20 protein-coding genes are annotated in these 17,886 nt (G+C 55.3%); 5 read left to right on the top strand and 15 right to left on the bottom strand.

Features of this window, described 5'->3' with window-relative positions; translation table 11 throughout:
* Nucleotides 1–154: 154 nt before the first annotated feature.
* On the top strand, nt 155–1,822 hold the full coding sequence (gene dgcQ / locus ACE38U_RS01765) for a cellulose biosynthesis regulator diguanylate cyclase DgcQ (protein WP_176982066.1): 1,668 nt from the start codon (nt 155–157) through the stop codon (nt 1,820–1,822).
* Between the two features lie 440 nt (nt 1,823–2,262).
* On the opposite strand, the gene yodD is transcribed toward dgcQ, so the two are convergent.
* A complete protein-coding gene (yodD, locus tag ACE38U_RS01760) occupies nt 2,263–2,496 on the bottom strand; it encodes a YodD family peroxide/acid resistance protein (RefSeq protein ID WP_038481583.1) in 234 nt (77 codons plus the stop codon).
* 130 nt (nt 2,497–2,626) lie between these two features.
* On the opposite strand from yodD, the gene dsrB reads away from it, so the two are divergent.
* Nucleotides 2,627–2,815 (top strand): protein DsrB, encoded by a 189-nt coding sequence (gene dsrB, locus ACE38U_RS01755; RefSeq protein ID WP_038481586.1) that lies wholly within the window; start codon nt 2,627–2,629, stop codon nt 2,813–2,815.
* Nucleotides 2,816–3,229: 414 nt separating this feature from the next.
* Here the strand turns inward: dsrB and rcsA are convergent, their stop codons facing one another.
* From rcsA to fliF, 14 genes are all read right to left on the bottom strand, one after another.
* On the bottom strand, nt 3,230–3,853 hold the full coding sequence (gene rcsA, locus ACE38U_RS01750) for a transcriptional regulator RcsA (protein WP_016537069.1): 624 nt from the start codon (nt 3,851–3,853) through the stop codon (nt 3,230–3,232).
* A 346-nt stretch (nt 3,854–4,199) separates the two neighbouring features.
* Nucleotides 4,200–4,985 carry a flagellar biosynthetic protein FliR gene (fliR, locus tag ACE38U_RS01745; protein WP_038481591.1) on the bottom strand — a complete coding sequence of 262 codons (786 nt, stop codon included), beginning with the start codon at nt 4,983–4,985 and terminating at the stop codon, nt 4,200–4,202.
* On the bottom strand, nt 4,982–5,251 hold the full coding sequence (gene fliQ, locus ACE38U_RS01740) for a flagellar biosynthesis protein FliQ (protein WP_008458124.1): 270 nt from the start codon (nt 5,249–5,251) through the stop codon (nt 4,982–4,984). Before fliQ ends, fliR begins: the two co-directional genes overlap by 4 nt.
* A gap of 12 nt (nt 5,252–5,263) precedes the next feature.
* Complete coding sequence (fliP, locus tag ACE38U_RS01735; protein ID WP_038481596.1) at nt 5,264–6,004, bottom strand: flagellar type III secretion system pore protein FliP; 741 nt, start codon at nt 6,002–6,004, stop codon at nt 5,264–5,266.
* Entirely contained in the window at nt 6,004–6,384 is a 381-nt protein-coding gene (fliO, locus tag ACE38U_RS01730) for a flagellar biosynthetic protein FliO (RefSeq protein ID WP_375529037.1), read from the bottom strand. Before fliO ends, fliP begins: the two co-directional genes overlap by 1 nt.
* Nucleotides 6,385–6,795 (bottom strand): flagellar motor switch protein FliN, encoded by a 411-nt coding sequence (gene fliN, locus ACE38U_RS01725; RefSeq protein ID WP_008458131.1) that lies wholly within the window; start codon nt 6,793–6,795, stop codon nt 6,385–6,387.
* Entirely contained in the window at nt 6,792–7,796 is a 1,005-nt protein-coding gene (gene fliM, locus ACE38U_RS01720) for a flagellar motor switch protein FliM (RefSeq protein WP_038481602.1), read from the bottom strand. The genes fliN and fliM overlap by 4 nt, the downstream gene beginning before the upstream one ends.
* A 4-nt stretch (nt 7,797–7,800) precedes the next feature.
* Nucleotides 7,801–8,268: a flagellar basal body-associated protein FliL gene (gene fliL / locus ACE38U_RS01715; protein ID WP_038481606.1), complete on the bottom strand. Its 468-nt coding sequence runs from the start codon at nt 8,266–8,268 to the stop codon at nt 7,801–7,803.
* A gap of 121 nt (nt 8,269–8,389) precedes the next feature.
* Entirely contained in the window at nt 8,390–9,640 is a 1,251-nt protein-coding gene (locus ACE38U_RS01710) for a flagellar hook-length control protein FliK (RefSeq protein ID WP_375529036.1), read from the bottom strand.
* Entirely contained in the window at nt 9,637–10,080 is a 444-nt protein-coding gene (fliJ, locus tag ACE38U_RS01705; RefSeq protein WP_038481612.1) for a flagellar export protein FliJ, read from the bottom strand. The genes ACE38U_RS01710 and fliJ overlap by 4 nt, the downstream gene beginning before the upstream one ends.
* Before the next feature lie 12 nt (nt 10,081–10,092).
* A complete protein-coding gene (gene fliI, locus ACE38U_RS01700; RefSeq protein WP_038481615.1) occupies nt 10,093–11,451 on the bottom strand; it encodes a flagellar protein export ATPase FliI in 1,359 nt (452 codons plus the stop codon).
* Entirely contained in the window at nt 11,451–12,146 is a 696-nt protein-coding gene (gene fliH, locus ACE38U_RS01695; RefSeq protein WP_038481617.1) for a flagellar assembly protein FliH, read from the bottom strand. The genes fliI and fliH overlap by 1 nt, the downstream gene beginning before the upstream one ends.
* Entirely contained in the window at nt 12,139–13,131 is a 993-nt protein-coding gene (gene fliG / locus ACE38U_RS01690; protein ID WP_038481620.1) for a flagellar motor switch protein FliG, read from the bottom strand. Before fliG ends, fliH begins: the two co-directional genes overlap by 8 nt.
* A complete protein-coding gene (fliF, locus tag ACE38U_RS01685) occupies nt 13,128–14,822 on the bottom strand; it encodes a flagellar basal-body MS-ring/collar protein FliF (protein ID WP_375529035.1) in 1,695 nt (564 codons plus the stop codon). The genes fliG and fliF overlap by 4 nt, the downstream gene beginning before the upstream one ends.
* A gap of 229 nt (nt 14,823–15,051) precedes the next feature.
* Here fliF and fliE point away from each other — a divergent pair, with 229 nt between their 5' ends.
* From fliE to ACE38U_RS01670, 3 genes are all read left to right on the top strand, one after another.
* A complete protein-coding gene (fliE, locus tag ACE38U_RS01680) occupies nt 15,052–15,366 on the top strand; it encodes a flagellar hook-basal body complex protein FliE (protein WP_038481626.1) in 315 nt (104 codons plus the stop codon).
* Nucleotides 15,367–15,993: 627 nt separating this feature from the next.
* Entirely contained in the window at nt 15,994–16,713 is a 720-nt protein-coding gene (locus ACE38U_RS01675) for a YadA C-terminal domain-containing protein (RefSeq protein ID WP_375529034.1), read from the top strand.
* Nucleotides 16,714–17,021: 308 nt separating this feature from the next.
* Nucleotides 17,022–17,876 carry a MurR/RpiR family transcriptional regulator gene (locus tag ACE38U_RS01670; protein WP_038481629.1) on the top strand — a complete coding sequence of 285 codons (855 nt, stop codon included), beginning with the start codon at nt 17,022–17,024 and terminating at the stop codon, nt 17,874–17,876.
* Nucleotides 17,877–17,886: the final 10 nt, after the last annotated feature.

The following is a 17,886-nucleotide window of genomic DNA, read 5'->3' as shown; positions in this document are numbered from 1 at the left end:
CCGGCATTGCCGGGTTTTTTTATGCCGCCGTAGCGTGGGCTATCTTCGACAAAGCGCCGCCGCGATGGCAAAATCTGCCATGATTTCATTCTTCCGGCATTTCCGGGAGGAGTTGATAACGGCGGCTTAGGCCACCAGCCAGGGAGTCTCCCCCTTGATCGGTAACGCATTTGAGCGGTTTTTAAGCCGCTATAAAAGACCGCAGCGGGTGGTAAACCTCTGTTTTGTTGTGGTGTTTCTTTGTTCAACGCTGCTGACCTGGCGCGAAGTGGCGGTGCTGGAATCAGCCTATATCTCTAACCAGCGCAATAGCCTGGATAACGTCGCTACCGCGCTGGACCGGCAGCTGCAGCACAGCATCGATAACCTGTTGTTTTACCGCAATACCATGCACTACGCGCTGCAGTCGCCTATTTCGACGGACATTTCCCGTAAAACGCTGGCAGATTTCGCCATCCAGCGAACGCAACCTTACTGGCAGCTGAAGCTGGATCTTAATCGTGGCATGCCGGTTAGCGGCGTTTCCGACGAATTTGTCGCCCATAACAGCCTGCTTGGCCGCGATGAAAACTGGCTTTATCCGGAGCTGGAGGCGGCGCTGGAGTTCAGCTACATCATGCAGCTTGCCGACGCTAAGCGGGACCTGCAACGGCGGGTATTTTACGCCTCAAGGGCGGGCTTTTTCCTTTCCAGCACGCCACCGGAAAACGACCCGGCGATTGTTTCGCTCTACCATCGTTTGATTGCCCAGCCCTATTTTGTCGCCCAGTCACCGGAAAATAACCCCGGTCGTGGCCTCCAGTGGACCCACACCGATAACCCCGGCAGCCACAGCGGGCAAATAATCACCGCGTCGGTGCCGCTTGATCTGAATAACCGCTGGTATGGCGTGCTGGCGATGGATTTCCCTATCAACGGCATGCACGAATTCCTCCAGGCGCTTTCTCACGATCGCTATGAAGGCAAGGTTATGCTGTTTGACAGACAGTTCTCGCTGATTGCTACGGCGGCTGACCACGTGTCGCTCGCGCCGGTGTTTAACGAAAAACAACAGGCCGAGATTGCACGCTCCATGGAAAACGGAGAAGAAGGTGAGCTGCGGATGGATACCCGCTTCGTGACGTGGGCGAAGCTGATGAACTTTGACGGCGTGTTGATCAAGGTGCATACCCTGGGCGAGGGCGTTCAGGGAGAGTTTGGTCGGATCAGCATTGTGCTGACGGTGCTTTGGCTGCTCTTTACGCTGATGCTGCTTATTTCCTGGCGAATCATCCGCCGGCTGGTGAATAACATGCTGACCCTGCAGCAGACGCTTAGCTGGCGTGCGAATTACGATACCCTTACCCGGCTCTACAATCGTGGCGCGTTCTTCGATATTGCCCACGGTCTCGCCCAGGATTGCCAACGCGAGGATAAACCTTTTTCGGTTATCCAGATGGATCTCGACTTCTTCAAAGGGATTAACGATCGCTATGGGCATCACGCCGGGGATAAGGTCCTGGCTCACGCTGCAGCGCTGCTAAGCTCAGCCCTGCGTGAGGAAGACGTGGCCGGGCGAGTGGGCGGCGAAGAGTTCTGCGTCCTGCTGCCGGGAACTAACCTTCCTGCAGCCGCGAAAGTGGCAGAGCGTATTAGATTAAGGATTCATACCAAAGAGTTGCTTCTGATGGCCGGTGAAACCATTAAAATCAGCGCCTCGTTTGGCGTCAGCTGCGCGCATGAGCGCCATGATTATGATTTTGAACACCTGCAGTCGATTGCCGACAGGCGTTTATACAAAGCGAAGCAAAACGGCCGCAATCAGGTTTGCACCCAGGACTGATCCTTCCCGCGAACGATGTCCGCTATATCATATAAGCACTGCTGATGTTTTGTTCGCGGTGTAAGCGGGAGCCGTTGCAGAAATAAGGGTAATGTTTTGCCGCGTCATACACTGCTGCCTACGGGGAAGTTTGCTGAGTTTGCGCTGAGATAATGGGAAGGAAGGGACCGGGTGGTTTAGGATAAATCTCATTTTTATCAGGTGGTCACTTTTGTTTGAGCTCAGGGGGATGGCAAAAAAAATACGTTTCATAAGCAATTAGCATCAAATTCACCACATCAATAAGGTAGCGTCTCTCCATTCTTTAAAAGAATATATCCTTGTATTCAATAAAATTTAAGGTAATGTGGTCAACACATCAGATTTCCTGATGTAACGAATTTCAAGTGCTTCTTGCTTAAGCAAGTTTTCATCCCGGCTCCCCGGCCGGGATGCTTTTCTTAGCGATTAATTTCGTTCACGCTGAAATCCCGAATATCCAGCTCAAAAGCATCCGCCAGTTCCTTATAGCTATGCCATTCCCGGCCATCAACGCTCACTCGTTGCGGGTGCTCATCGTTGCCGGCGTGCCGGATATCGCTCTCGCTAATTTCATTGATGGCGGCCAGCAGCGCGTCAACATCGACTTCCGTGTCCTGATGCGCCGCGTTACCGCTCATTTTCACGGTCTTCATCACTTTACCCTCGCCTGACTACCAGCCTTAAGTATAGACGCTTCAGATAATGCGCCAGACCGTCCGCAGAGAGGGCGCTGAAGGGCTTTTTGATCTACAATGGCAAACAATGTATCTGGAGGAAATAACCATGAAAATCAACGATCGGGTGACCGTTAAGACCGACGGAGGCCCGCGACGTTCGGGCGTTGTTCTGGCGGTGGAGCCGTTTAACGAGGGGACGATGTATCTCGTGGCGCTGGAGGATTACCCGCTGGGGATCTGGTTCTTCAACGAGTCCGGGCACCCGGACGGGATTTTCGTGGAGAGGGACGAGTAGGTTTTGGGGATGAACCTCACCCTGGAAGGGAGAGGGAATAAAAAATGTTCCACGTTGGCTGTTTTCCCCCTCTCCCTCTGGGAGAGGGACGGGGTGAGGGGAAGATTTGTTCCCGGCTCTCATCACCCCCGGCTATGACCCAACTCAGGCGGGGTTGAGCTGCCGGGAGCAGCGAAAGAAATCGATCGCCTGGCACGATAACCGCCGCAAAAATCGGCGTAATCAGCGAATATTTCATCGCTTAATATACCTTACGATTTTGCTTCTTCAGGGTTTGCTGCTGTTGAGGTCACGCTCGCTGTTGCGGTTTTGTTACGGTTATGGGTGTCGTGAGCTTGTATTTAATCTCTGACACCGTCAGAGATTAAATACCACGGCCTTAAAGGCGTAGGGGAGAGGCGCAAGTAAAAAAAGCTACCGAAGGTTAACAAAAATACCGTTGGTGACGTTATCGGTGAGGCGAACTACATGATATATCACCTGCTTGTTGTGGGTCTTGATTTTGCGTTTAATATTCCCTTTATGCGATGAAACGGTTTTTGCCTTGATGTTCATTTGATCGGAGATTTGAATCGTTCCCTGTCCTGACATCCACATTTTCAGCATGCTGGACTCTGTGCGACTAAGAGAAAGTGTCGGCAAATTAATATGTCCAATACATTGTGCATTTTTTGCTAAGTATTCCGCTAAAATATCGTCTAAAGATTCAGGCTTGATGGATTTCGAACTGATCAACAGGTTTTCCCGAACCAGCAGATATTCATCAAAATGAATATTGGCAATAGCCATAAAGACTAAAAATAGCGTCCCAGGATGTTGATTAATGATCTGCTTTATTTGCTGACTGCTTTCCGGGTCATGAATAAAGCAGTCTTCATTAATAAACACCACGCTGGGTGCCTGCAACCGGCATGCCTGTGCCAGCTGTTCTACCGTTTCTACATCTGTAATGTGCCGTTTTCTAACCCCGCGGCTGGCTAAGTAGCCGACAAGCCCCAGCCGGGTATAGCTGCATAAGTCCATAATAATCGTTGACATAGCAAACCCTCACTAAGCGCGTTATACCCGCAATATGCCGCAGTGCAGATTGAAAGCTGTACTGGTTTTACCAGTGACTGACGAGGTCAATCTCAGGGCAAAACCCGCCCGCCGCATTTCCGCAGTTCGAATTATTTTGGGTAACCATTATTAATAATTTAAAAGGCGAAATCACTATCCCGGAAAGTTGCCTATAATTTGCCAGGAATGTTCTTAAAGTAAAGTGAATGTTGCGTATTGTGAGCAAGGTAAAAACTTATATTCCGCGCCAGATATATCTTGGCGGATGTTATTAACAATTTTTTTTAGGAATATCCTCAGAGAGGCATCATGAAAGGTGTGGGAATTAATTTGCGGGGATTTCGCTGACTATATCCGCGAGAAGGTCAAAAATCTCGCCGAATAAATGCTCGGTGAAGGGGGCGATAAGCGGCATCATTACCATAAAAATTAGCATCCCGATAGACAAGGTGACCGGAAAGCCGATAACAAATACCGATAGCTGGGGCGCCATACGGTTTAACAGGCCCAGGGCGATGTTAAGGGTAAGTAACAAAGTGACTAACGGCAGCGCCAGCATCAGGCCATTGAGGAATATAAGCCCGCCTGCTCGCGTCAGCGCCATAAAGGCGTTGCCGTTGATCGGATTGCCGCCGATGGGCAAGGTGTGAAAGGTATCGACCAGCATCGAAATCAGCCATAAATGGCCGTTAAAGGTGAGAAACAGCAGCATCGCCAGAATATCCAGAAACCTGGCCAGTACCGGCATGTTGAGGCGGCTGCCGGGATCGAAGAACGTGGCAAAGGAAAGGCCCATCTGCAGGCCAACAATTTCCCCGGCGGTACGCACGGCGGCAAACGCGAACTGCATCGTAAAACCCAGCGCTACGCCAATAAGAATTTGCTGCATTGCCAGCCAAAACCCGGCGGCGGAAAAAATCGTTACGCCGGTTGCGGGCAGGGAAGGCGCGATGATGAAAGTTATCATCAGGCCGAGGCCGATTTTGACGCGCTTGGGGATCGAACGCTCGCTAAGAATTGGCGCCGACATGATAAGCGCGAGCACGCGCAGCAGCGGCCAAAAATAGAGACTCAGCCAGTTAAGCCACTGGTTGCTGTCAACGTGGATCATCCAATGGTGTTCGGCAGATTAGTCAGCAGAGAGCGCATGTAGTCCAGCAGCAGGTTGAGCATCCACGGCCCGGCGATAACGATAGTCACGAACACCGCCAGGATTTTTGGAATGAAAGACAGCGTCATTTCGTTAATCTGCGTCGCCGCCTGCAGCAGGCTGATGACCAGGCCGCTTATCAGCGCCACCAGCAGCAGAGGTGCCGCAAGGGCAAGGGCGACCTTCATGGCTTCGGTGCCCATCATCATGACCGATTCTGGCGTCATTTTCTCTCTCCGCTAGCTGTAAAAACTTTGCGCTAATGAACCCACCAACAGCTGCCAGCCGTCTACCAGCACGAAAAGCATCAGCTTAAAGGGCAGGGCAATTGTCGCAGGGGGAACCATCATCATCCCGAGCGCCATCAGGACGCTGGCAATCACGAGGTCAATAATCAGGAACGGAATAAACACCGTAAAGCCAATCTGGAACGCCGTTTTCAGCTCGCTGGTGACGTAAGCCGGCAGCAAGATGCGCATAGGCACCGCTTCCGGTCCCTGCAGCGGCTGCGTATTGGCGAGGCGAGCAAACAGCGCCAGGTCTGCTTCACGCGTCTGGCGCAGCATAAACTCACGCAGCGGCTGAGCGCCTTTATCGATGGCGACTTCCATCGATATTTTGTCTTCGCTGAAAGGCTGGTAGGCGTCGCTATAAATTTTGTCGAACACCGGCGACATAATAAAAAAGGTCAGAAACAAAGCCAGGCCGACCAGCACCTGGTTAGGCGGTGCGGACGGGGTGCCGAGGGCGTTACGCAGCAGGCCAAACACAATAATGATGCGCGTGAAGCTGGTCATCATCAGCAGAATGGCCGGCAGGAAGGTCAGGGAAGTAATAAAGACCAGCGTTTGCACCGGCAGCGACCAGCTCTGCCCGCCGTTGGCGAGGGGCTGGCTTATCAGGCCCGGTAACTGCGCAAAGGCGGCGGCAGGGAGCAGCAAAAATAAGCCCGGTAACGAGAGCGTTAGCAACCGTTTCATCAATCTTTCCCGTTACGTTTAAGCAGGTTCTTCATCAATTTCTGGAAATCAGCAGGCGCAGGCGCTTTTTCCACAACGTCTGCGGCAGGCGCCGGAGGCAATGTGTGCAGATGGGTTATTTGGGTGGACGTCACGCCGAGCACCAGGCGAGCGTCCTCAACGTCCACCACCACCACGCGCTCGCGCGGGCCTACGCTCACGCTGGCGCTAATATTCAGCGACTTTTTTGCGCCAACGCCCGCGCCGGTGAAACCAAAGCGCCTGGCCAGCCACGCGGCCACCAGGATAAAAATAACAATACCGGCCAACGCGCCGCTCACCTGAACAAGCGGCGAACTGGCGTTGACGGTAGGCTGACTGACGGTGGCCTGGGTTTTCATTTAGCGGCTCAGGCGACGCATACGTTCTGACGGGGTAATGATGTCGGTAATACGCACGCCGTATTTGTCGGCCACCACCACCACTTCACCCTGGGCAATCAGGTAACCGTTGATCAGAATATCCAGCGGCTCACCGGCCAGCCCGTCAAGCGCCACCACGGAACCCTGCGTCAGGCGCAGCAGCTCTTTGATGGTCATACGGGTGCGGCCCAGTTCGACGGTCAGTTTGACCGGAATATCCATAATCAGGTCGATATCCTGCACGTTACCGGCAATATCATTACCTTCCAGCGCGCGGAACACGTTGTCTGCGGTACTTTTTCCGGAACTTTTCTGCTCGTTTAACGCATCAGCCCACAGATCGTCCACTGAGCCTGCATTGTCATCGGACGGTTGATTAATATCACTCATTTGGGCTGTTCCTCATTCAGCGAATTCAATATCGGGTTGATCAAATGTTCGACGCGCAGGGCATACTGGCCGTTGACCGTGCCGTACTGGCTGGTCAATACCGGTACGCCGTCTACATGCGCGATAATACGATCTGGCTTTTCGATGGGCAGCACATCGCCAGGTTTCAGTTTTAGGATTTGGGACAACCGCAGCGGGATATCGGCGAAGTTCGCCACCAACTCCAGCTCGGAATGCTGCACCTGACGCACCAGGGTGTCGCGCCAGCTTTGATCTTCCTGACGTGAGTTCTCCAGCGGAGGATTCACCAGCAGCTCGCGCAGCGGCTCAATCATGCTGAACGGCAGACAGATGTTGAACTCACCGGTCAGGTTGCCAATTTCGACGTGGAACGGGGTGTTAACCACGATGTCGTTAGGCGACGTGGTGATATTGGTAAACTTGACCTGCATTTCCGAACGAACGTATTCCACGTCCAGCGGATAAATCGCCTTCCACGCGTCGCTGTAGGATTCCAGCGCCAGCTTCAGCATGCGGTTGATAACGCGCTGCTCGGTGTGGGTGAACTCGCGGCCTTCCACTTTGGTCGGGAAGCGCCCGTCACCGCCGAACAGGTTGTCGACCGCAATAAACACCAGGCTTGGTGAAAAGACCAGCAGCCCGGTGCCGCGCAGCGGCTTAAGGTGGATCAGGTTCAGGTTGGTTGGCACCGGCAGGTTGCGGGCAAACTCGTGGTACGGCTGAATACGAATCGCCCCGACGGTAATGTCCGGGCTACGGCGCAGCAGGTTAAACAGCCCCATACGGAACTGACGAGAAAAACGCTCGTTAATGATTTCCAGCGCCTGCAGGCGCTCACGCACAACGCGACGCTGGGTGTTCGGGTCATAAGGACGAATGTCGGTTTCGCCCGGCGTCCCGGCCTTCGGCTCGTCTTTATTCTCACTGTCGCCGTTTAACAGCGCATCGATTTCGGCCTGAGAAAGAATACTGTCGCCCATGGAGTTACCGCAAAATAAAGGCGGTATACAGCACGTCGCTGACTACCTGTTGAGGTTGCCCGGCGACCAGAGGCGGCGCCAGAGTAGTTTTGATCGCTTCTACCAGCTTCTGCTTGCCCGCATCGGTGGCGAGCTGGTTGGCATCCTGACGAGAGAACAGCAGCAGCAGGCGGCTGCGGACTTCCGGCAGGAATTCGCTCAGGCGCTGGCGGGTGGCTTCATCTTTCAGGCGAAGCGTAACGCCGATGTACAGGACGCGATCCGCATCACCCAGATTGACGGTAAAGGTATCCAGAGCGAAGAACACTGGCGCAGGCGGTGGCTCAGGCGCTTTGGCCTGGGCAGTGGCTGGCGTTTGCTGCATGCGCCAGTAGCTATAGCCTGCGGTTGCGCATGCGGCGAGTGTGATAAGAACCAGTATCGGCACCCAGATGGCGCGCTTACGGCCTTTCGTGATAGCGGTATCAGTCATTGAACGCTTTATTCCTGTATCGGTACTGCTGAATAGCAATTATCCCGTGTCTCCGGGCGGTCAAAGCCCGGAAAACACGCGTTTATTGTCGCTAGCTCTGGCGTTTACCCGTCAACGGGGCTCAGGCAAAGATATCCACCGCGCCGTTGCTGTTGGCCAGACGCTGCAGGCTATCGGCCACCGGCAACGGTTCTGCGTCGCTGCCGTTAAGCGAGAAACGCTCCGTGCCGCGGGCGCTTTGCTGCTGTTGCTGTTGGCCAGATTGCTGCTGGGCAAAGCTTTCGCTGCTGATGTTGCTCTGCCCCAGTTGAATACCGCTTTCCGCCAGCGCCGTGCGCAGGGTTGGCAGCGCGGCTTCCAGCGCGGCACGCACGTGGCTGTGCGGGGACATCATCTGCAGCTGCGCCTGGTTATCTTCTAGTTTTAGACTAATTTGCACCTGACCGAGATCTTCCGGGTGCAATCTCAGCTCGGCGCTGTGCTGGCCCTGGCGGGTGAACAGCGTCACGTGCTGAGAAATCTGCTGTTGCCACTCATGGCTTCCCAACTGGGCGCTGATCATCGGCGCCGTTGGGGTGGCGATGTGCGTGGTCGTCGGGGTGGCGATGGTGGCGCTGCTGATGGCCGGGGTTATCTGAGGCGTAACCGGGGCCGTGTTATTTACCTGCAGAGGCGCGTTGTCACGGCCGTCGCCACCTTTGTTGGCGGCCAGTTGGGCTTTATCGTCAGCGGGCTGCTGAGCCACGGAGGCAGCCGTTGCCGCTGCGGTTTTGCTGTCAACAAGGGCCGAGGTTGCCGGGGCCGCTTTTTTAGCGTTAGCGTCGGCCGGCAGCAGGCTATCCGTGGCACTTTTGCCTGCGGAATTACCCGCCGTGGTCAGCGCAGATAACGCTTTTGTATCGATGCTGGCACCGGTTTTACCCAGCGTCGCGGGCTGTGCGGCGGAAACCGGCTGCGGCAGCATGGCAAGCAGCGCGCTCAGCGTTTGCAGCTCGGCGTCGCTCAGCGGCTTGTCGCTTTTGGCGTCTTTATCTGCCAGTTCTGGCTTGCCGCTCGCGTCGGTTTTGCCGATGGAGGCGAGCAGGGCGGACAGCGCTTCTGGCTGCTCCGGCGTACTGAGCAATTCGTTCAGCACCGCCTGGCCATCTTTGGCGTCGCCTTTCGCTGCATTAGTGGCCGCGACTTTGCTTAAGGCTGCGCCCAGAGGCAGAGATTTGCCGTCTTCCAGCTCGACCTTGCCCGGCAGGGCTTTACTCAGCAAATCTAAAAAGCCTTCGCCGAAGCCTTTGCCATCCGCGCCCGTGCCTTTTACATCCCCGGTCGCAGCGGTATCGGCCCCGTTGTTTAACAGAATTTTTGGCAATGCGATCATTCACCTTTCCTCAATGTGGCCCGCTGGGCGTATTCGTCCATCTGCTTCTGATCGAGTCTGTTCTCTGCGAGCAACAGCTCCGCTGCCTTTCTGTCCTGCAGGGTTTGCCATGCCTGCAGGCGCTTTTGTTTTTCCTGCCACGCGCCCAATGCCTGGTCGACTTTATTGGTCCACTGCATCAGCTGCTGGCGGTGCTGGTCGATAGCTTTTTCCAGCGTGCGTATAAACTGCTGGTAGTTTTGCCAGCGGGTGCTGGCAATCCCCTGGCTCATGTTGTTATTCAGGCTGTTGCTGTACTCAAACTGATAGTTAATCAGCATATTGAGCTGCTCTTCTGCCTGTTGACAGCCCCGGCGCATCTCCCCTAAACGAATCGCCGCTTTTTCTACTTCCTGGGCGGCGAGCTCACGTAATGTATCCAGTGCGCTGTTTTGGTTCATGGTCACCTCTCATCAAACCGTTGGGAAGAGCGCCTCCAGTGCGAGGCAGGCTTCTTCCCAGCTTGCGCGTTCAAAAATGCCTTGTTGCAGGAATGCTTCCAGATGCGGCCACAGTTCAATGGCCTTATCGAGCATCGGATCGCTGCCTTTGGCGTAAGCCCCCACGCTGACCAAATCACGGTTGCGCTGGAAGCTGGATAACAGCTGTTTGAAACGACGTACCCGGGCGTAATGCTGCTCGGTAATCAACGATGTCATGGCACGGCTGATAGAAGCTTCGATGTCGATGGCCGGGTAGTGGCCCGCTTCTGCCAGGCGGCGCGACAGCACAATGTGGCCGTCAAGAATGGCTCGCGCGGAGTCGGCAATCGGGTCCTGCTGATCGTCGCCTTCGGTGAGTACGGTATAAAAAGCGGTAATCGAACCGCCGCCGTGAATGCCGTTGCCCGCGCGTTCAACCAGCGCCGGGAGCTTGGCGAATACCGAAGGCGGATAGCCTTTGGTGGCCGGCGGTTCGCCGATGGCGAGGGCAATTTCACGCTGCGCCATCGCGTAACGGGTCAGCGAGTCCATGATCAGCAGCACGTGCTGGCCACGGTCGCGGAAGTCTTCTGCGATACGCGTGGCGTAGGCGGCACCCTGCATGCGCAGCAGCGGGGAAACGTCCGCCGGAGCGGCAATGACTACCGAACGCGCGCGGCCTTCGGCTCCGAGAATGTTCTCGATAAAATCTTTTACTTCGCGCCCACGTTCGCCGATCAGGCCCACGACGATTACGTCGGCCTGGGTGTAACGCGCCATCATGCCGAGCAGGACGCTTTTACCGACGCCGGAGCCGGCAAACAGGCCCATACGCTGGCCGCGACCTACGGTCAGCAGGGCGTTAATCGGGCGTACGCCAACATCGAGGACATGTTCAATGGCCGTACGCTGGAGCGGGTTAAACGGCGCAGCGCCAAGCGCGCCCATCAGGTCGGTATCCGGTGAAGGCAGGCCGTCGAGCGGGCGACCGCTGCCGTCAAGCACGCGCCCCAGCAGCGCCGGGCCGAGCGGTAATTTTTTACCGCTGTGCAGGCCTTCCGCCGTGGCCGAGCGGGCATAAACCCTGGCCCCTGGCAAAATGCCTTCGACTTCTTCGAGCGGCATCAGGAACAGCTTGTGGCCGTTAAAACCGACCACTTCACATTCGACTTCGCGATCGTGCTGCTCAATGATGCAGGTCGCTCCCAGCGGCAGCTGCAGGCCGGTGGCTTCCAGAACCAGGCCGGTGGCGCGGGTCAGGCGGCCGTAGCGACGAACGGACGGCAGTTCTACCATCCGCGCTTCGAAGTTATCGAGCGTGTTCAGCCAACGGGTGAGGCGGGCGGTCATCAGAGCACTCCCGGCGCGGCCAGACGGCAAAGTTCTTGCCAGCGGGTTGCCACGCTGGCGTCGAGATCGCCCTCATCGGCGGAGACTTTGCAGCCGCCCTGATGCAGGCCTGGGTCACCGCGAAGGCGCCAGCCGTGCAGGCTTAGCGTGGCACCCAGCATTTCTTCTACCCGCTGCAAATCATCCGGGTGGACGCGAAGCTGCGGTTTACCGCTGAACAACGGCTCCTGCATCAGCAGTCCCTGAATCTGTTTGATCAGCGCATTGTTATCGACCGCTGGCGTCTCGCCGATGACCTGGCGAGCGGCTTCCAGCGCCATTTGCATCAGGCGGGAGGCGATAACGCTGTCCAGCGCGTCCAGCGTGTACTGGAACTCGCTCACCAGCTGCTGCATACGTGCGTGCACCGGAGCCTGCTGCTGACGGGCTTCATTGATGCCCTGCTCAAGCCCCTGCTGGAATCCGGCCTTGCGGCCTTCTTCTACGCCCTGATCGTGCCCTGCGGCAAAGCCCGCGCTGTGGCCCTGTTCACGCGCCTGAGCCTGCATCATCGCCAGCGTTTGCTGGAGGTCCGGCTCGCTTTCCTGCTCTTCCTCTTCTGTACTGGCTTCCGGCATCACAATCTCTTCGAAAACCGGCGTTGGGAAGGCAAGGTCGTCAGGCGTCCAGCGTTTCCATGGCAGCGTATTAGACATAGGTATCCTCGCTGGTGCCGATTACCATTTCGCCGGTCTCCGCCAGGCGACGCACGATGAGCAGGATAGCTTTCTGTTCGTTTTCGACCTGCGACAGACGTACCGGGCCACGGTTGGCAAGGTCGTCGCGCAGGATGTCCGCCGCACGCTGGGACATGTTGCGCAGGAACTTCTCGCGCAGGGCCTGCTCCGCGCCTTTGAGGGCGATAAGCAGAGATTCGGACTCCACTTCCTGCAGAAGACGCTGGATGCTGCGGTCGTCGACGGCCACGAGGTTTTCGAACAGGAACATCTCGTCGATGATTTTCTGCGCCAGCTCGCCGTCGAAGTCGCGCACGGCGGTAATAACGGCCTCTTCCTGCTGGGTTTTCATCAGGTTGATGATTTCCGCAGCGGTTCTTACGCCGCCCATTTTGCTGCGCTTGAGGTTCTGGCCGTCGAGCAGGTTGTTCAGTACCTCGGTCAGCTCCGCCAGCGCGGCAGGCTGGACGCCGCCAAAGGTGGCGATACGCAGCATCACGTCGTTGCGCAGGCGCTCGTCGAACAGCGCCAGAATGTCCGCGGCCTGGCCACGCTTGAGGTGAACCAGAATGGTGGCGATGATCTGCGGGTGCTCGTCGCGAATAAGGTCTGCGGCGCTCTGCGGCTCCATAAAGTTGAGCGTTTCGATGCCGCTCGTGGTGTCGCGCGTTTCGAGAATATCTTCCAGCAGGCTGGAGGCGCGTTCTTCGCCCAGCGCCTTGATCAATACGGTACGCAGGTAGTCGTTGGCGTTGATGCTCAGCGCCGCGAACTGTTCCGCTTCCTGCTCAAACTCCGCCAGCACTTCGGTCAGGACTTTGTTGGAGATCTGATGGGTGTTCGCCATCGCGGCACTTAAATGCTGCACTTCACGCGGGCTGAGGTGCTTGAACACCTCCGCGGCGCGGTCTTCACCAATGGTCATCAGCAGGATGGCGCTCTTTTCGGTTCCGGTCATACTCATATTTCAGTACTCATCCATTGGCGGATCACCAGCGCGACTACGCGAGGATCGTTATCGGACATATCACGAATTCGCTGACTCATGACTTCTGCGCTCAGGCGCTGGTTAGCTTTACGCTGCTGCTGTTGCTCGTCACGGCTAAGCGTAACGGCCACGGCTTCTTCTTCGGCTTTAACGCTCTGCTTCGCTTCGTTAGTGGCTTTCAGGATTTCCGCGCGGCGAGTCAGCTGCGGACGAATCGCTTTACGCCATATCAGCCAGGCGACAATCAACACAATCAGCCAGCGACCTGCGGAGAGCAGCATGTCGAAGAAGGCCGGAGACTTCCAGAATGGCAGGTTGCTGCCGGCGTCGTCTTCGGTGGCGGTAAACTGAGAGTTGACCACGTTCAGGGTGTCGCCACGGGTTTCTGAATAGCCCATCGCTTCACGCGTCAGGTTTTCAATCTGCTTCATCTGATCGGCGGTCAGCGGCAAAGGTTTGCCGTCGGCAAGCGTGCGGTAGTTCACCACCACGGCTACCGACAGGCGCTGGATATCGCCCACGTTCAGCTTGGTGTGGCGAATGGTGCGGTCCACTTCATAGTTGGTGGTTTCGTCACGTGACGTGTTGCTGCTGCCGTTCTGGCTGGACGTGCTGGTCTGGTTCTGCTGGCCGTTATTGGCCTGCTGATTGGCCTGGTTATTGTTCTGCGGCGGCGTTGAAATTGGCGCCGTGTTAGCCGGAGCGGGCTGGTTGGAAAGCGCGCCCGGCACGCCGCCAGGGAACTGGCCGTTAACCTGAGAGGTCTGGTTCAGCTGGCGTGAACGCACCGCCGTTTGAGCCGGATCGCCGTTCGGGTGGTATTGCTCTTCGGTCTGCTCTTTATTAGCAAAATCAATCTGCGCGGTGACCTGGGCGTGAACGTTGCCGTTGCCAACTATCGGCCCGAGGATAGATTCAATGCGGCGCTGGTAGCGGCTTTCAACGTCGTTGGCGTATTTGAGCTGCGCATCGTTAAGATCGCGTCCGGCGTTGTTCGACTGGGTCAGCAGGTGGCCTGCCTGGTCAACCAGCGTGACGTTACCCGGCGGTAAACCCGCCACGGCGCTGGAAACCATGTGCACGACGGCGTTGATTTGCCCTTCGTCCAGCGCGCGGCCAGGTTCAAGGCTCAGGGTAACGGAGGCGGAAGGGGATTTTTGCTCACGAACAAACAGAGAAGGTTTTGGCATCGCAAGGTGAACGCGGGCGTTTTTCACCGGGCCAAGCGTTTCGATAGTGCGGGCCAGTTCGCCTTCCAGCGCGCGCTGGTAGTTCACCTGCTCGCTAAACTGACTGATACCAAACTTTTCCTGATCCAGAAGCTCGAAGCCCACGGCGCCGCCTTTCGGCAGACCTTGCTGAGCCAGGCGTAGACGCAGATCGTAGACGTTATCTGCCGGGACCATAATGGCGCTACCGTTGTCTGAGAAGCGGTAGGGGATATTCATTTGCTGAAGCTGGGTCACAATCGCGCCCCCGTCCTGATCGGCGAGATTGCTGTAAAGCACGCGGTAATCAGGCGCTTTTGCCCACAGTACCAGGGCCACCAGCACGGCAACGGCGGCGGCTCCGCCCATCATCAGTGGAATTCTTGGATTTGCACGAAGGCGATTCAACCACTCAAGAGTCTTGTTTTGCGGCGTTTGTGCCTGAGCAGCAGTGGTCATTCCACACCTCGCGGCTTAGCGTTGACAAAATTTTTAGAGTAATGAGTGAACAAGACTGACTCCCGGGTCGACAAACACGACAAAAGTTCCATATGGATGGCAGTGTCATTATTTTCGTTTCGGGAAATTTCGATGGCTGAATTAGCTCTATTTTTTACGTCTATTTAACGCCTTTATCCTATTGACAAGGTGGTAATCTTGTCCCGCTTAACAAAAACGGGGCTAAAAAATGGCAATTCAGGGTATCGAAGGCGTACTGCAACAACTTCAGACGACCGCGCTGGCGGCGACCAATCCCGCGGCATCGGCTGCTGCGCCAACGGTCAGTTTTGCCGGCGAGCTGCAGGCGGCTTTAGGACGCATCAGCGAAACGTCCAATACCGCGCGCGCGCAGTCAGAGAAGTTTGCCCTGGGCACCCCTGGCGTAGCGCTGAATGACGTAATGGTCGATTTGCAAAAATCTTCCGTTTCTCTGGCGATGGGTATTCAGGTACGTAACAAGCTGGTCGCAGCCTACCAGGAAGTGATGAACATGCAGGTGTAGTGACACCAGCACGGTTTTAGCGGGGAAAAGGTCTACGACGGGCCTTTTACTCCTCTATTACAAGCACTATTAATTATCATTCTTATTTCAATTCTGTATTATTCCGCACGCTAAACCTTTTTATAATATTCGATTAACAACTGAATATTTCATATGAAAGACACTCGGAATTTTCTCGTTTTATGCCCAATGAATGCTAAATGGCATGACGCAGATCAAACTTTCCCCCCGCATTGCAATGCATATTCAGCGCCGGAATTATCACACATTATTATTATTTTATTTTTTTCTGGGTGATATTCGAACAGGTTCATATCGCATCAGGGAAATGAATAGCCGACCATAAGTATATTGTTAATTGAAAAATGACAGCGTGACGACTGAACGTCCTGCTGGGCTGTCGGGTGCGCGCCTCATGGGGTGAGAGAAAGATCGAGGGTTAAAGAAAGTCGATAAAGCTTATTTAATTTCTGGCGAAACTATTAAGGGAATAACGTATTAAATAAAGAAGAGTGATGGTGCTTAATAAATTATTGAGGTGATAGTTAACCGGTTGCAGCCGGTTAACTATCGATTTGATCGGATTTTACTAAATCTTCACAAGCGAATATATAGTAGGTTTTTAGCATGAAAAAGGCAACTTTAGCGTTAATTCTGGGCGTTTTTATTAGTCATTATTCCTGGGCCGACGAAACTTCTTATGAGGTAACGGGCAATAACGGAAAATTCACGATAGTGGCGGATACCCTCGGCGGAAACACGGTGTCAGGATTGGCCGGCTTCTACAATCTCGAACAGTTCGATATTGACGTAAAAAGAAATGCCAGGGTTTTGCTTGCAACTGAAGCAGGCGTGAGTGCTAACCAGGCGGCGATTGCTTCGCTGGGCCAGGATGTTCTGGGCGCACAAAATACCGGGGCTTATGCACGTTCAAGAGCTGACGCCGCGATGGCAAATGCCGAAGCCAACAAAGCCGCGCTGGACAAAACCAATCAGGCCGTGGCGGCGCATACCGCTGAGCTGGCCGACCATGAATCACGTATTGATGCCCTGGAAGCCAATACCGTCAACAGCAGTAGCTTTAACCGCTTAAAAGATCGGGTGGACGAAAACCGTCAACGTGCCTCTGCGGGTATTGCCGGCGTTGCCGCGATGGCTAACATTCCCCAGGTAACCCAGGGCGCGACGTTTTCCGTAGGCGCCGGGGCAGGCACAACCGACGGTGAGAGCGCGCTTGCGGTAGGGTTCTCCGCTCGTGCGACGGAAAGCACCGTGGTTAAAGCCTCCGTTTCAAACGATTCACAGCAAAACTTTGTTGTGGGCGCGGGTGCATCCCTGCAGTGGTAAACACGCTGCGCTAAAAAAGCCCCTTATGGGGCTTTTTCTTTTAAGGGAGCAAGTAATGCGCTTTTATCTAATCTTTCTGTTGGCGGCATTCAGCATTATGGGAGTTTGCATCGCGCTGATGCTGATTATCTCCCGCGTGATGGAGACTTATCTCTCCGTTTGTTGAGCGAAGTATCGTTTTTGCCAGTAAGATGGGTTTAATGCGCGCATTCGTTTGACGTGGAAAGTAATTCCACTGCAAAATCAGGATGATACCTTTACTGTGCCGGAAGGGACTTCCGGTCTAAATGGGAGAGTCCTGCCAGCCTATGACCCCGCAACAGACGCTAGAAGAGCATTACGAGACATTAACCCCCGAGCTGCAGCGAGCCGCTGACCTGAGCCTGCATAACGTGAAGGATTTGGTGGCGCTTTCGATGCGGGCTTTTGCTGCGCGGATTGGCGTAAAACCCGCGACGCTGCTGCGCCTGGCCCAGCGCCTGGGCTATGTCGGCTGGGGGGAATTCAAAACAGCTTTTATTCAGGAGCTTGGCCTGAGCCACGAAACGCATCAGGCAAGGGCCGAAAAACTGGTGGATAAAGGCAGCACGGCGTCACTCTATCAGGAAGTATTTGACGCCCACGCGGTCAATCTTTCCCACACCGAGGCCGAAAACCCAGAGGCGATGGAAAAGGCGGTGGACGTGCTGGACGCCGCAGAACACGTCTATGTGTGCGGCTTTCGCGCCAGCTATTCTGTGGCCTACACGCTGTTTTATATCTATCGCCTGTTTAATAAGAACGTGTCGCTCATCGACGGCCAGGCGAGTAACTACGAAATATTTACCCGCGAGCTGACGCCAAAGGATGTGGTGCTGATGATAGGGTTTGCGCCGTATTCGCGTGAGTCGCTTGATGTGCTGGGCGCTGCCCGGCAGGCCGGAAGCAAAATCGTGGCGCTGACCGACTCCCCGCTTTCTCCCCTTGCGGAACACGCCACAAGCACGCTTTATTTCTCCGCGCACAGCCCGTCATTCTTTCCTTCAGTGGTGTCGGCGATGGGCATTGCTGAATGTTTACTGGCGATGCTGGTGGCAAAGCACGGGGACAGGGCGGTGGAGAAAATTGCCAGCGCGGAACGTTTCCTGTTGGACTCCGGCGCGTGGGTGAAGCCGGTCCGTTAGTAAAAGGGGC

This window comes from Cedecea selenatireducens (assembly GCF_042138895.1).
Taxonomy (GTDB): Bacteria; Pseudomonadota; Gammaproteobacteria; order Enterobacterales; family Enterobacteriaceae; genus Cedecea; species Cedecea selenatireducens.
The sequence above is the reverse complement of the archived record's forward strand: the minus strand, read 5'-3'. Positions and strand labels throughout refer to the sequence as shown.

What these genes read in the sequence shown, in the direction of transcription:
- yodD (WP_038481583.1), bottom strand. Translation starts at nt 2,496, where the DNA reads ATGAAGACCGTGAAAATGAGCGGTAACGCGGCGCATCAGGACACGGAA.
- dsrB (WP_038481586.1), top strand. Translation starts at nt 2,627, where the DNA reads ATGAAAATCAACGATCGGGTGACCGTTAAGACCGACGGAGGCCCGCGA.
- rcsA (WP_016537069.1), bottom strand. Translation starts at nt 3,853, where the DNA reads ATGTCAACGATTATTATGGACTTATGCAGCTATACCCGGCTGGGGCTT.
- fliR (WP_038481591.1), bottom strand. Translation starts at nt 4,985, where the DNA reads ATGATCCACGTTGACAGCAACCAGTGGCTTAACTGGCTGAGTCTCTAT.
- fliQ (WP_008458124.1), bottom strand. Translation starts at nt 5,251, where the DNA reads ATGACGCCAGAATCGGTCATGATGATGGGCACCGAAGCCATGAAGGTC.
- fliP (WP_038481596.1), bottom strand. Translation starts at nt 6,004, where the DNA reads ATGAAACGGTTGCTAACGCTCTCGTTACCGGGCTTATTTTTGCTGCTC.
- fliO (WP_375529037.1), bottom strand. Translation starts at nt 6,384, where the DNA reads ATGAAAACCCAGGCCACCGTCAGTCAGCCTACCGTCAACGCCAGTTCG.
- fliN (WP_008458131.1), bottom strand. Translation starts at nt 6,795, where the DNA reads ATGAGTGATATTAATCAACCGTCCGATGACAATGCAGGCTCAGTGGAC.
- fliM (WP_038481602.1), bottom strand. Translation starts at nt 7,796, where the DNA reads ATGGGCGACAGTATTCTTTCTCAGGCCGAAATCGATGCGCTGTTAAAC.
- fliL (WP_038481606.1), bottom strand. Translation starts at nt 8,268, where the DNA reads ATGACTGATACCGCTATCACGAAAGGCCGTAAGCGCGCCATCTGGGTG.
- ACE38U_RS01710 (WP_375529036.1), bottom strand. Translation starts at nt 9,640, where the DNA reads ATGATCGCATTGCCAAAAATTCTGTTAAACAACGGGGCCGATACCGCT.
- fliJ (WP_038481612.1), bottom strand. Translation starts at nt 10,080, where the DNA reads ATGAACCAAAACAGCGCACTGGATACATTACGTGAGCTCGCCGCCCAG.
- fliI (WP_038481615.1), bottom strand. Translation starts at nt 11,451, where the DNA reads ATGACCGCCCGCCTCACCCGTTGGCTGAACACGCTCGATAACTTCGAA.
- fliH (WP_038481617.1), bottom strand. Translation starts at nt 12,146, where the DNA reads ATGTCTAATACGCTGCCATGGAAACGCTGGACGCCTGACGACCTTGCC.
- fliG (WP_038481620.1), bottom strand. Translation starts at nt 13,131, where the DNA reads ATGAGTATGACCGGAACCGAAAAGAGCGCCATCCTGCTGATGACCATT.
- fliF (WP_375529035.1), bottom strand. Translation starts at nt 14,822, where the DNA reads ATGACCACTGCTGCTCAGGCACAAACGCCGCAAAACAAGACTCTTGAG.
- fliE (WP_038481626.1), top strand. Translation starts at nt 15,052, where the DNA reads ATGGCAATTCAGGGTATCGAAGGCGTACTGCAACAACTTCAGACGACC.
- ACE38U_RS01675 (WP_375529034.1), top strand. Translation starts at nt 15,994, where the DNA reads ATGAAAAAGGCAACTTTAGCGTTAATTCTGGGCGTTTTTATTAGTCAT.
- ACE38U_RS01670 (WP_038481629.1), top strand. Translation starts at nt 17,022, where the DNA reads ATGACCCCGCAACAGACGCTAGAAGAGCATTACGAGACATTAACCCCC.